The sequence below is a fragment of the Pseudomonas sp. FW305-96 genome (genome assembly GCF_058783825.1).
In genome coordinates, this window is sequence record NZ_JBYSYW010000014.1 from 128,443 (window position 1) to 141,378 (window position 12,936).

The window sequence follows — 12,936 nt, forward strand, 5'->3', positions numbered from 1 at the left end:
TAACCAAGGCTGCTACAGCAGCTTCGCAACAGGGGCTTTCTCACGCTGCCTTCTGGGCAGTTTCCCTCTCCACGGACGGCCTGCGTTACCGCGCAGGCCGTCTGGAACACCCTTGCCACCGCTCCCGATCAGGGAGACGGCCTCATCATGCCCAAGGCGCGGGAAGGGCGTCAACCGTTTTGTAGTGATTATTTTTAGTCACTACATCTTGTCGGACAATCCTCTTCGTTGTGTCTGTCGAGTCCGTTCGCCGGCGCCGGGAATCGACCGTCATGGCTCCAGGCTTGAGAGGATGCGTTGCGCGACACGTACCCGCTCCTCGTTGGGGTAGTTGCGGTTGGCCAGCAGTACGATGCCCATCTGTTTCGACGGCACGAATGCCACGTAGGCGCCAAAACCGCTGGTTGCGCCGGTTTTGTTGTACCAGGCGGCAGGCTCGGCGGGCAGCGCCGGGTTCAACGCCTTTATCGGGTTTTCTCCGCGGATGATCTTGGCGCCGTTGTATTCCAACAGGGTGTCGAGGTTGACCGGGTAGGGGTAGCGCTCCCAGCCCAGGCCCTGGGTCATGGCGCCGACCTGGAAGTAACCGGCCTGGGTGATGGCGATGGCCTGGCGCAGGGCAGGGTCGAGCGCGGCCGGTTGCAGTTGCAACTGGACATAGCGCAACAGGTCGCTGGCGCTGCTCTTGATGCCGTAGGCCTGCTCGGCGTAAGGGCCCGGGCTGACCCGTACCGGCTTGTCCTTGGCATCGTAGCCCTGGGCATAGAGGCCACGGGCGTTGGCCGGTACTTCCAGGTAAGTGTGCTCGAGGCCCAATCGAGGCAGCAGCCCCTGGGTCATCAGTTCGGCGAATGGCCGCTTCTGCGCGCGGGCTGCCAGGTCACCGAACAGGCCCAGGCTGGGGTTCGAGTAGCAGCGCTGGGTGCCGGGTTCGGCGCGGCGTTGCCAGTGCTGGAACCAGGCCAGGGTCTGCTCCTTCGTCTGCACCTCGTCGGGGAACTGCAGTGGCAGGCAGTCGCCGCTGTAGGCGCCTAGCTCAAGCACACTGGCGCTGCCGATCGGCGCCTTGGCCAGGGCGGGCTGGTAGCGGCTGGCGGGCGCCGCGAGGTCGAGCTTGCCCTCGGCGCTGGCCAGGGCGGCGAGGGTGGCGGTGTAGGTCTTGCTCACAGAGCCGACCTCGAACAGGGTGTCGCGGGTCACTGCCTGGCCGCGGGCCTTGTCGGCCAGGCCATAGTTGAAATAGTGCGCTTGGCCATTGGCATACACTGCCACGGCCATGCCGGCGATGCCGTGCTCGCGCATCAGCGGCTGGATGACGCCATCGACGCTGTGCTGCAGGTCGCCTGCTAACAGTGGTGGCGCGGCCAGCGTCAGGGCAGTGGCCAGCAGCAGGTGCGGGGGACGTTTCATGGTGCAAGGTTCCTTTTCGTGATTCAGCCGCCGGGTTGTCCGTTGGGCGACACTGACGGGGGTTCCGGCGTTAGCGGCTTAAAGGCCGAGACCTTATCGTCCAGGCTTGCACAAAGACAAGGCGGAATCTGTGATGAGATATTTGCGCATGCTGTTCGACAACTTCACCCTGGCCCTGCTCGGGGTGGTGTTCATCGCCACCGTGCTGCCGTGTTCCGGCGAGGGCGCGGTGCTGTTCGGCTGGCTGACCAACCTGGCCATCGGCCTGCTGTTCTTCCTGCACGGCGCCAAGCTGTCGCGCGAGGCGATCATCGCCGGTGCCGGCCACTGGCGCCTGCACCTGCTGGTGTTCTCCTGCACCTTCGTGCTGTTCCCGCTGCTGGGGCTGGCGTTCAAGCCGCTGTTCGTGCCGCTGGTGGGCAACGAGCTGTACCTGGGCGTGCTCTACCTGTGCGCCTTGCCGGCCACGGTGCAGTCGGCCATCGCCTTTACCTCGCTGGCCCGTGGCAACGTGCCTGCGGCGATCTGCAGCGCGGCGGCCTCGAGCCTGCTGGGGATCTTCCTCACGCCGCTGCTGGTGATGCTGTTGCTGGGCGCCTCGGGCGACACCGGCTCCGGGCTGGATGCGGTGCTGAAGATCACCCTGCAGTTGCTGGTGCCTTTCGTCGCCGGGCAGATCGCCCGCCGCTGGATTGGTGCCTGGGTCCAGCGCAATGCGCGCTGGCTGAAGCTGGTGGACCAGGGCTCGATCCTGCTGGTGGTGTACACCGCCTTCAGCGAGGCGGTGGTGACCGGGTTGTGGCACACGGTGTCGCCGCAGCACCTGGCGGGCCTGTTCGCCGTGTGCGGGATCCTGCTGGCGGTGGTGCTGCTCGGCACGCGGCTGCTCGGGCGGCTGCTGGGCTTCAATGTCGAGGACCGCATCACCATTCTCTTCGCAGGTTCCAAGAAGAGCCTGGCAACCGGCGTGCCCATGGCCCAGGTGCTGTTCGTCGGCGGTGGCATTGGGGCAATGATCCTGCCGTTGATGCTGTTCCACCAGATCCAGCTGATGGTCTGCGCGGTGCTGGCGCAGCGTTATGCGGCGCGGGTCGAGGAGGGCGGGCAGGCGACGGCGGCTTCCTGAGACGGATCCCTGCCGCAGGCCCGCGCCAGCGATCTACCAGGCCAGCGGCCGGTCGAACCCTTTCCAGCACAACCAGCGGCGCACCTCGCCATGCGCCCCCGTGCCGATCTGCCACTGCGGTCGGCCACGGTCCAGAGCGATCTGCGAAATGAACCCGGCATGGCTGGCCACCACCAGGGTGCGGCCGTCGGCGCTGATGTCCATCGCGCTGATGGTCGAACCAAGATAGTGCTGCCAGTGCTCGTGGCCGTCCTCGCCGAAGGCGCGCAGGTAGCCATGGGCGTCACCGACGATGTATTCGCCATCGCGGGCCACCCCGGCGTAGACCCTTGCGCCGTCCTGCAGCAGTGGCGTGCGCGGATCATTGCTGTAGAAACCGGTATCCAGCCCCGGCAGGTCGGCCAACCGCACGCCGACGGTGCCACCCTGATAGAAGTGGCAGGCATTGAGGATCAGCTGGTCGCCCCGGCGGTTGAACAGCGCGAAGTGCGGGTACTCGCTGGCCGGGCCGACCTCTGCGATGCGCCTGAACTGCTCGTCGAGCACCAGGTGACGGCCGCATTGTTCGCCCAGGGCGACCAGCCTGCCGTCCGGTGACAGCGCGGCATGTGCCATCGTCAGGCCCAGGGCGATGTCGTCCGGGTCAGTGCCCTGGCGCAGCTCCTCGAGAATATCGTCCTCGCGTGGCAGCAGGCGCGTGGCACCAGCGGCGGCAAGCACGAAGATGCCGTCGCTGCTGACCAGCAGGACCCGCTGGCCATCGGGGAAGGGCAGCAGCGCAGTGGGCGTCGGCGGCAGGTCGAAGGGGTCGAACGGGTAACCCGCCGGTAACCCTTCCAGACCATGGGGCCAGGCCAGCCGGGCCACTTGCGGGCCACCCCAGCCATCGGTCACGCGTACCCCCTCGGCGTTGGCCAGGGCGAAGTAGCGCCGCCCTGGGCAGCGCCCGAAGTGCTCGACACCGATCACCGGGGTGACGCCCTGGTCGTCGAGGCGCAGCACCTGGCCGCGCTCGAACGGCATGCCGATGCGCACCAGCAGGCTGCCGTCGTCGAGCAGCAGCAGGTTGCCGATGCCCTGGGCCTGTTCGTCGAGCAATGGCAACAGCGGCAGATGCGCCGGGGGCCAGGCTTCGCGGAACAACCGGCGTTGCTGTTCGTCGGTGCCCGGGCGGTTTATGGCCAGCAGCGCCGCCTGCCAGGCGTCGAGCAGGTGCTCGGTGGCCGGCGCCTGTGGTTCCTCCAGATCGTCCCAGCCTTGCGCGCGGCCCTGCGCGACATAGCGGTTGATGGCCTCGGCATAGGCGATGACCGCCTCGCGCCATTGCTGCTGGGGGTGCTGCTTGTCCATGGGCGGATCGAACTCCTTGTTCCGCAGGGTAGGTGATGTGCGACAAAAGGGTGCACGCAGGCGCGCATGGTACTCCGTCCGCACCCGCGGTTGTGAGGCTCGGCCTTGATGCGTACCATGCCGGACATCCTTTCAATAAGAAAACGTGCGTCACCGGCCTGGAACCTGGGCAGGCGATGCGCGTCCTGTTGCCTTGTCCGCGGAGAAAAACATCTTCACATGAATGGTCCCGTCCCCACCTCCATGCCTCCCACCGCCGGCAGCGGCAGTTGGCTGAGCGTCATCGCCCTGGCGCTGGCGGCGTTCATCTTCAATACCACCGAGTTCGTCCCGGTGGCGCTGCTCAGCGATATCGGCCGCAGCTTCGAGATGACTACCGCACAGGTCGGCCTGATGCTGACCATCTACGCCTGGGTAGTGGCACTGGCCTCGCTGCCGATGATGCTGGTGACCCGCAACATCGAGCGCCGCCGCCTGCTGCTGCTGGTGTTCCTGGTGTTCATCGTCAGCCACCTGATGTCGTGGCTGTCGCAGAGCTTCGCCATGCTGCTGGTCAGCCGCATCGGCATCGCCCTGGCCCATGCCGTGTTCTGGGCCATCACCGCGTCGCTGGCGGTGCGCGTGGCGCCGCCCGGCCAGCAGGCCAAGGCGCTGGGCCTGCTGGCCACCGGCACCACCCTGGCGATGGTCATGGGCATCCCGCTGGGGCGTGTGGTGGGTGAGGCGCTGGGCTGGCGCATTACCTTCCTGTGTATCGCCGGGGTGGCGCTGGCGACCATGCTCTGCCTGATGAAGTCGCTGCCGCTGCTGCCGAGCCAGAACTCCGGCTCGCTGCGCAGCCTGCCGGTGCTGTTCAAGCGTCCGGCGCTGGTGATCACCTACATGCTGGTAACCCTGGTGATTACCGCGCAGTTCACTGCCTACAGCTACATCGAACCCTTCGCCCTGCACGTGGCACGGATCAGTGGCGAACACACCACGTTGCTGCTGTTGCTGTACGGCGGTGCCGGCGTGTTCGGCTCGGTGTTGTTCAGCCGCTATAGCGAGCGTTTCCCCCATGGCTTCCTGGTGGGCGCCATCGGCGCGCTTGCCGCGTGCCTGCTGCTGCTGTTGCCGCTGTCGGGCAATTTCCAGGTGTTCGCCGCCCTGAGCATGGTCTGGGGCGTGGCGATCCTGAGCTTCAGCCTGGCCTTGCAGTCCAAGACCCTCAAGCTTGCCTCGGATGCCACCGACGTGGCCATGGCGTTGTTCTCCGGTATCTACAACATCGGTATCGGTGGCGGTGCGTTGCTTGGCAGCATTGTCAGCAGCCAGGTGGGCGTGGCGCATATCGGCCTGGTGGGGGGCGGCGTGGCGGTTGTCGGCCTGGTGCTGGCGCTGGCCAGTACCCAGCGCTTTCGCGAAGCCCTGACTCGGGTGCCTGGGCAGGCGTGAACCACGCCTTCTGCAGGAGCGGTCAAAGCCGCTCTTGCAGGCATTCCATTGACCAAGAATCCCGGTTCCTGGCACCTCCAGCCCTGCAAATGTCTCCCGACTGATCCGCATCAACTTCCCTGTCAACACGCGCCCCTGTAATAGGGGCGCTTGTGTATCGGCAAGGCTGCCTCTAATATCCAAGCGTTTTCTTGTGTAATTGCCTGGCGTCCCGCCCAGGCCATCAATACGGACGTTGATATGGATTTGCACACCTCCCTGTGGCTGTTCCAGGCCATCCAGGCCGTGGGCCTGGCGTTGTGGCTGAGCATCGCGGTATTGAACAACCTGCAGGCCTTCGCCAGCTCCGTCGGCGCCATTGGCGCCACCTTGGCCATGGCGCCACTGCGCCAGCCGCCGGCCATCGAATTCCCCTTGCTGCGCAGGGCCTGTCATTCGGCGGGCCTGGCCCGCGCCGCGCTGCTGGTGATCCTGCTGCTGCAGATCGTCGCAAGCCTGGCGGCCTGGGTCGGCACCTATGGGCTGATCGTCGCCCAGGACCCGCTCATGGCCCGGGCCTGGTTGAACCTGGCACTTGGCGCCTTCCTCGCCTTCACTTTCGCCATGCTGCTCGGGGGCCTGTGGTTCGGCTACTGGATACGCCAGGAAGGCCTGCAGCTCACCCACCTGGTGCTGGTGCTGTGGGCGACCCTGGCGTTCTTCCTGTTCAACCTGGATTGGGCCTGAGGCGAGGACGCGCAATGAATAGCAAGGCAATACTTGGCAGTGCCCTGGTGCTGGCCCTGGCCACCGCCGGTGGCCTGGCCTGGCGCCACACCGGGCAGGCCCAGGCCACGGCAGCCGCGCCGCGGCACCTGGTCAAGGTGGCCCTGGCCACGGTACAGAAAGCACCGCAGAAACGCGCCTTCGCCGGCGTCGGCGAGCTGGAGGCGGTGCACCAGGTGCTGGTGTCGGCCGAGATCGGCGGGCGGGTGACGGCGATCAACTTCAGCTCCGGCCAGCAGGTGCGCAAGGGTGATGTGCTGGTCACCCTCAACGATGCCCCGGAGCAGGCCGAGCGCCTGCGCCTGAAGGCCCAGCTGGACAATGCGCGGACCAACTACCGGCGCGTCAAGGACCTGCTGCGCGAGAACGCCGCCACCCAGGAACAGCTGGACAACGCCCTGGCGGCCCGCGACATGGCCCAGGGCGAGCTGGCCCGTACCGAGGCGGTGATCGCCCAGAAGGCGGTGCGCGCACCCTTCGACGGGCGCCTGGGTATCCGCCGGGTGAACCAGGGCCAGTACCTCAATGTCGGCGACCCGGTGGTCAGCCTGATCGACACCCGCAGCCTGTACGTCAACTTCTCCCTCGAGGAGCAGCTCAGCGCCCAGCTGCGCACCGGCCAGGCGGTCGAGGTGCGGTTGGATGCCTTCCCCGATACGGCCTTCACCGCGCACATCACCGCCATCGACCCCTTGATCGGCCGTTCGCGCACGGTGCAGGTGCAGGCCACCCTGGCCAAGCCCGATGCGCGCCTGTCGGCCGGCATGTATGCCAGCGTGCAGGTAGCCAGCCCCGATGACGGCCAGGTGCTGACCGTGCCGGAAACCGCCGTTGCCTACACCGCTTACGGCGACACGGTGTTCGTCGCCCGCCACGATGCCGCCGCCGATGCCCTGGTGGTACAGCGCGTGGCAGTGCGTACCGGTGAACGCCAGGCCGGGCGGGTGGTGATCGAGCAGGGCTTGCGCGAGGACGACCAGGTAGTGGTGTCCGGGCAGTTGCGCCTGAGCGACGGCGCCGCCGTGCAAGCCACCGAAGACACCCTGCAGGCCCCGGCCAGCGGCGCCTGACCCCAGCGAGAAAACGCCATGACATTCACCGACCTGTTCGTGCGCCGGCCTGTGCTGGCGCTGGTGGTCAGCACCTTGATCCTGCTGCTGGGGCTGCTGTCGCTGCTGCAGTTGCCGATCCGCCAGTACCCCTTGCTGGAAAGCTCGACCATCACCGTGACCACCGAGTACCCCGGCGCCCCCGCCGAGCTGATGCAGGGTTTCGTCACCCAGCCGATCGCCCAGGCGGTGTCGTCGGTGGAAGGTATCGACTACCTGTCGTCCTCGTCGGTGCAGGGCCGTAGCCTGGTGACCGTGCGCATGGAGCTGAACCGCGACTCGACCCAGGCCCTCACCGAGGTGATGGCCAAGGTCAACCAGGTGCGTTTCCGCCTGCCGGAGCGGGCCTACGATCCGGTGATCGAGCGTTCGGCGGGCGAGTCCACGGCCGTGGCCTACATCGGTTTTGCCAGCGCGAGCCTGCCGATCCCGGCCATGACCGACTACCTCACCCGGGTGGTCGAGCCGCTGCTCAGTACCATCGAGGGTGTGGCCAAGGTCCAGGTGTTCGGTGGCCAGACCCTGTCCATGCGCCTGTGGATCGACCCGGCGCGCCTGGCCGCCCGGGGCCTGACCGCGGCCGACGTGGCCGAGGCGGTGCGCCGCAACAACTACCAGGCGGCGCCGGGCAAGGTGAAGGGCCAGTACGTGATCGCCAATATCCGCGTCGACACCGACCTGACCTCGGTCGGCGACTTCCGTGAGCTGGTGATCCGCAACGACGGCAACGGCCTGGTGCGCATCCGCGACATCGGCACGGTCGAGCTGGGCGCGGCTTCGGCCGAGACCAGCGCCAGCATGGACGGCGTGCCGGCGGTGCACCTGGGGTTGTTCGCCACCCCGGGCGGCAACCCGCTGGTGATCGTCGACGGCATTCGCCAGTTGCTGCCACAGATTCGCCAGACCCTGCCGCCGGACGTCAAGGCGGAGCTTGCCTTCGAGACGGCGCGCTTCATCCAGGCCTCCATCGACGAGGTCACCAAGACCTTGCTCGAGGCCTTGGCAATCGTCGTGGTGGTGATCTACCTGTGCCTGGGCTCGCTGCGCACGGTGCTGATTCCGGTGGTGACCATCCCGCTGTCGATGCTCGGGGCCGCGGCGCTGATGCTGGCCTTCGGTTTCAGCGTCAATCTGCTCACCCTGCTGGCCATGGTGCTCGCGGTGGGGCTGGTGGTGGACGACGCCATTGTCGTGGTGGAGAACGTCCACCGCCATATCGAGGAAGGGCGCACGCCGGTGGCGGCGGCATTGATCGGCGCCCGTGAGGTGGCCGGGCCGGTGATCGCCATGACCATCACCCTGGCGGCGGTGTACGCGCCGATCGGCATGATGGGCGGCCTGACCGGCGCGCTGTTCCGCGAGTTCGCCCTGACCCTGGCCGGGGCGGTGGTGGTCTCCGGCGTGGTGGCCCTGACCCTGTCGCCAGTGATGAGCTCGTTCCTGCTCGACGCCCGCCAGTCCGAGGGGCGCATGGCTCATGCGGCCAACCGTTTCTTCGACTGGCTGGCCGAGCGCTACGCCCATGTGCTGGGCTTCTCGCTGAAACACCGCTGGATCAGCGTCGGTTTCGCCTTGCTGGTGCTGGTCAGCCTGCCGCTGCTGTACGCCTTGCCGCAGCGCGAGCTGGCGCCGACCGAGGACCAGGCCGGGCTGCTCACCGCGATCAAGGCGCCACAGCACGCCAACCTGGCCTATGTGGAGCGCTTCGCCGACAAGCTCGATGCGGTCTACCGGACCCTGCCGGAAACCGTCAGCACCTGGATCATCAACGGCAGCGACGGCATCGCCTCGGGCATCGGCGGCATCAACCTGCAGCCATGGGGCGAGCGCGAACGCAATGCCTCGCAGATCCAGCTCGACCTGCAGGCGGCGGTGAACGATGTCGAGGGCACCAGCATCTTCGCCTTCCAGCTGCCCGCGCTGCCGGGCTCCACCGGTGGCCTGCCGGTGCAGATGGTGCTGCGCAGCTCGCAGGACTACCGGGTGCTGTTCGACACCATGGAGCAGGTCAAGGCCAAGGCGCGGCAGAGCGGCCTGTTCGCCGTGGTCGACAGCGACCTGGACTACAACAACCCGGTGGTGCAGGTGCGGGTCGACCGGGCCAAGGCCAACAGCATGGGTATCCGCATGCAGGACATCGGCGAGTCGCTGGCGGTGCTGGTGGGCGAAAACTACCTCAACCGCTTCGGCCTGGATGGCCGCTCCTATGATGTGATCGCGCAGAGCCCGCGCGATCAGCGCCTGACCCCGCAGGCCCTGACCCGGCAGTACGTGCGCAGCGAGGAGGGCAGGCTGGTGCCGCTGTCCACCGTGGTGCAGGTCAGCGAGCAGGTCGAGCCCAACCGCCTGACCCAGTTCAACCAGCAGAACGCCGCGACCTTCCAGGGTATTCCGGCGGCTGGCGTCACCCTGGGCGACACCGTGGCCTTCCTCGAGCAGGCCGCCGCCGAACTGCCGGCGGGCTTCAGCATCGACTGGCAGTCCGACGCGCGCCAGTACCAGCAGGAGGGCAACGCCCTGATGCTGGCCTTCCTCGCCGCCGTGGTGGTGATCTACCTGGTGCTGGCGGCGCAGTACGAAAGCCTGGTCGATCCGCTGATCATCCTGATCACCGTGCCGCTGTCGATCAGCGGTGCCCTGCTGCCGCTGGCGCTGGGGGTGGCCACGGTGAACATCTACACGCAGATCGGCCTGGTGACGCTGATCGGCCTGATCAGCAAGCACGGCATCCTCATGGTCGAATTTGCCAACACCTTGCAGGCCGAGCAGCACCTGGACCGGCGCACGGCCATCGGCAAGGCAGCGCAGATCCGCTTGCGGCCGATCCTGATGACCACGGCGGCCATGGTGGTGGGGCTGATCCCGCTGTTGTTCGCCTCCGGTGCCGGTGCTGCCAGCCGCTTCGGGCTCGGCGTGGTGATTGTCACCGGGATGCTGGTCGGCACCTTGTTCACCCTGTTCGTGCTGCCGACCATCTACAGCCTGCTGGCCCGTGACCATGCCAGCACGGCGCGTTCGGCACGGGCCCGATCGTTGGCCGAAACCCTGGAGGGGCAGCCATGAAGCCGGTATTCGTCGTATCCCTGCTGGCCCTGGCCTTGTCGGCCTGCAGCGTCGGCCCCGACTACCGCAAGCCCGAGGCACCTGCCAGTGGTCTGCACAGTCCGCAGCGCGCCGCCTTCGCCGCCCGTGGCGAGATGCCGGAGCAGTGGTGGCGGTTCTTCGACGATCCGCAGCTGGTGCGTCTGGTCGACCAGGCCCTGGTCAACAACCACGATATCCGCCAGGCCCATGCCAACCTGCTGGCGGCGCGGGCGCTGTTCGACGACCGCAGCCTCGACCGCTACCCCTGGGTCACCGCCCGCGCTGGCTACAACCAGAGCCTGGAGCAGCAGCAACCGGCCGATGGCAGCGATCCGCGGCGCATGCGCACCGAGCAGTACCGCGCCGGATTCGACGTGCAGTGGGAGATCGACCTGTTCGGCCGCCTGCAGCGCCTGACCGACGCCGCCGAGGCGCGTGCCGACGCGGCGGCGGCTGACCTGCGCCAGGTGCGCTTGAGCATCGCCGCCGAGGTGGCGCGCAATTACTACCTCAAGCTCGGGCTCAAACGCAGCCTGGTGGTGGCCGAGGATCAGGTCGAGGCCTGGCGCGAGACCCTGCAACTGACCAGCGCCCAGGTGCGCGCCGGCAGTGGCCAGTACGAAGACCAGCAGAACGCCCATGCCAACCTGTTGCTCAGCGAGGCGGCGGTACCGCCGCTGCAGGCGGCCATCGAGCAGGCCAGCTATCGCCTGGATGTGTTGACCGGGCAGGTGCCGGGCAGCCAGGAGCAGGGCGCCGCGCCGTTCCTGCCGCCGTTGGCGCGCCAGTTGCCGCTGGGTGACGTTGATGCGCTGATTGGCCAGCGACCTGATGTGGTCAGTGCCGAGCGTGAGCTGGCGGCCAGCACCGAGGATGTCGGCGCGGCCACTGCTGAGCTGTACCCACGGTTGGACCTGGGCGGTTTCATTGGTTTCTTCGCCTTGCGCAGCGGCGACCTGGGCAGCGCGGCCCGTGCTTATGAGCTGGCGCCGATGGTCACCTGGCCGGCCTTGCGCCTGGGCAATGCCCGTGCGCGCCTGCGGGTGCGCGAGGCGCTGGCCGAGGGCAGCCAGGCGCGCTACCAGCAGGCGGTGCTGCTGGCCCGCGAGGAAGTGGAGAACGCCGTTACACAACTGGTGCGCAACCAGGCGCGGCTGCAAAGCCTGGTGGCCTCGGCCGGGCACGGCAGCGAGGCCATCGATATCGCCAACAAGCGCTATCGGCGCGGCGCCGGCACCTACCTGGCGGTGCTCGAGAACCAGCGTGCGCTGTTCTCGATCAAGCGCGAGGTGGCGGAGGCGGAGACGGCCTCGTACCTGGATGCGATTGCGCTGTACAAGGCCTTGGGCTGGGGGAGCGAGGCGATGTAGCCTGTGTTGCCAGGTACGCTGTGGCAGCCCGGCAAGACATGCGGGCTTCCCTCCTTTGGCAAGACCACGAGCAATGGCCTAATTTTCCCCGCGCGCCTTTCGTTTTCATGGAAGCCGCCCTGCGCCCGGCGCGTTCGGCCCTCATCATTCAAGGAGACAGGCAATGACTTCCGTTTTCGACCGCGACGATATCCAGTTCCAGGTAGTGGTCAACCACGAAGAGCAGTATTCCATCTGGCCCGACTACAAGGCGATCCCCAATGGCTGGCGCGCGGTGGGCAAGAGCGGCCTGAAGAAGGACTGCCTGGCCTACATCGACGAAGTCTGGACCGACATGCGGCCCCTGAGCCTGCGCCAGAAGATGGCCGAAGTCGCGGCGCAGTAAGGCGGTGTCGACCCTGAACCTGTTGTGCCTGCCGTATTCCGGTGCCAGTGCGATGGTCTACAGCCGCTGGCGGCGCAAGCTGCCGGCCTGGCTGCAGGTGCGCCCGGTGGAGCTGCCCGGGCGCGGCGCGCGCATGGCTGACCCGCTGCATACCGACCTGCGGGTCCTGGCCCGGCAGTTGGCCCATGAGCAGCGCGCCGTCACCCATGCGCCTTACGCCGTGCTCGGGCACAGCCTGGGGGCGCTGGTCGCTTTCGAGCTGGCCCATGAGTTGCGTGCACTCGGCTGCCCGCCGCCTGTGGCCTTGTTCGCCTGCGGCACTGCGGCGCCGACCCGGCGCGAGGATTACGCCGGTGGCAAATGGACCGAGCCGCGTGGCGATGCCGAATTGATCGCCGAACTGCGCAAGCTCGGTGGCACCTCCGAGGAAGTGCTGGCCAATGAAGAGCTCATGAGCCTGACCTTGCCGATCGTGCAGGCGGATTTCCTGCTTTGTGGCCGTTATGCGTATGAGCAGCGCCTGCCATTGCAATGTCCCTTGCATGTATTCGCCGGCGAGAACGATCGCGCCAATGATGAACAATTGCAGGCCTGGGGGCGGGAGACGGTTGGCGAGTATTCGCTGGCGAAGTTTCCGGGAGGGCATTTCTTTATACATGAGCATGAAGATCGTGTGCTTGATGTGCTGTGCAGGACGTTGGAGCCATTGCGGCTTTGTGCGTGATGGACAGGGCGGTTTATAGAATTCTCTTACAGTTTGATAATTCTGCAGTGGCCTCATGCCTGGTTATCGGCGAGAGGCCTGACCGCATATAAGAACTTCCAACTCCCAATCCAAAACTTATTTTCTTGCTCTTGCTCTTGCTCTTGCTCTTGCTCTTGCTCTTGCTCTTGCTCTTGCTC

10 protein-coding genes are annotated in these 12,936 nt (G+C 66.8%); 8 read left to right on the forward strand and 2 right to left on the reverse strand.

The genetic code is table 11. The features are described 5' to 3' along the window. Window positions 1-270: 270 nt before the first annotated feature. Window positions 271-1,410 carry a class C beta-lactamase gene (gene ampC / locus AC3WL2_RS13305; protein ID WP_102685050.1) on the reverse strand — a complete coding sequence of 380 codons (1,140 nt, stop codon included), beginning with the start codon at window positions 1,408-1,410 and terminating at the stop codon, window positions 271-273. Window positions 1,411-1,543: 133 nt separating this feature from the next. Between ampC and AC3WL2_RS13310 the strand changes: the two genes are divergently transcribed. Beyond that, window positions 1,544-2,536 (forward strand): bile acid:sodium symporter family protein, encoded by a 993-nt coding sequence (locus tag AC3WL2_RS13310; protein ID WP_102685049.1) that lies wholly within the window; start codon window positions 1,544-1,546, stop codon window positions 2,534-2,536. 33 nt (window positions 2,537-2,569) lie between these two features. On the opposite strand, the gene AC3WL2_RS13315 is transcribed toward AC3WL2_RS13310, so the two are convergent. After that, on the reverse strand, window positions 2,570-3,886 hold the full coding sequence (locus AC3WL2_RS13315) for a hypothetical protein (protein WP_102685048.1): 1,317 nt from the start codon (window positions 3,884-3,886) through the stop codon (window positions 2,570-2,572). A 219-nt stretch (window positions 3,887-4,105) separates the two neighbouring features. Here AC3WL2_RS13315 and AC3WL2_RS13320 point away from each other — a divergent pair, with 219 nt between their 5' ends. The 7 genes from AC3WL2_RS13320 to AC3WL2_RS13350 all read left to right on the forward strand — a co-directional run bounded on the left by AC3WL2_RS13320 (window position 4,106) and on the right by AC3WL2_RS13350 (window position 12,757). Beyond that, window positions 4,106-5,320, forward strand: a complete 1,215-nt coding sequence (locus AC3WL2_RS13320) for a sugar transporter (RefSeq protein WP_102685047.1) — start codon at window positions 4,106-4,108, stop codon at window positions 5,318-5,320. Between the two features lie 240 nt (window positions 5,321-5,560). Beyond that, window positions 5,561-6,046, forward strand: a complete 486-nt coding sequence (locus tag AC3WL2_RS13325) for a DUF2165 family protein (RefSeq protein WP_102685046.1) — start codon at window positions 5,561-5,563, stop codon at window positions 6,044-6,046. A gap of 14 nt (window positions 6,047-6,060) precedes the next feature. Next, window positions 6,061-7,155: an efflux RND transporter periplasmic adaptor subunit gene (locus tag AC3WL2_RS13330; RefSeq protein WP_102685045.1), complete on the forward strand. Its 1,095-nt coding sequence runs from the start codon at window positions 6,061-6,063 to the stop codon at window positions 7,153-7,155. Window positions 7,156-7,173: 18 nt separating this feature from the next. Next, window positions 7,174-10,257, forward strand: a complete 3,084-nt coding sequence (locus AC3WL2_RS13335) for a MexW/MexI family multidrug efflux RND transporter permease subunit (protein WP_102685044.1) — start codon at window positions 7,174-7,176, stop codon at window positions 10,255-10,257. Next, on the forward strand, window positions 10,254-11,648 hold the full coding sequence (locus AC3WL2_RS13340; protein ID WP_102685043.1) for an efflux transporter outer membrane subunit: 1,395 nt from the start codon (window positions 10,254-10,256) through the stop codon (window positions 11,646-11,648). Before AC3WL2_RS13335 ends, AC3WL2_RS13340 begins: the two co-directional genes overlap by 4 nt. Window positions 11,649-11,811: 163 nt before the next feature. Beyond that, window positions 11,812-12,033, forward strand: coding sequence for an MbtH family protein (locus AC3WL2_RS13345; protein WP_023632740.1), 222 nt, complete (start codon window positions 11,812-11,814; stop codon window positions 12,031-12,033). 4 nt (window positions 12,034-12,037) lie between these two features. Next, window positions 12,038-12,757: a thioesterase II family protein gene (locus AC3WL2_RS13350; RefSeq protein ID WP_102685042.1), complete on the forward strand. Its 720-nt coding sequence runs from the start codon at window positions 12,038-12,040 to the stop codon at window positions 12,755-12,757. Window positions 12,758-12,936 lie beyond the last annotated feature (179 nt).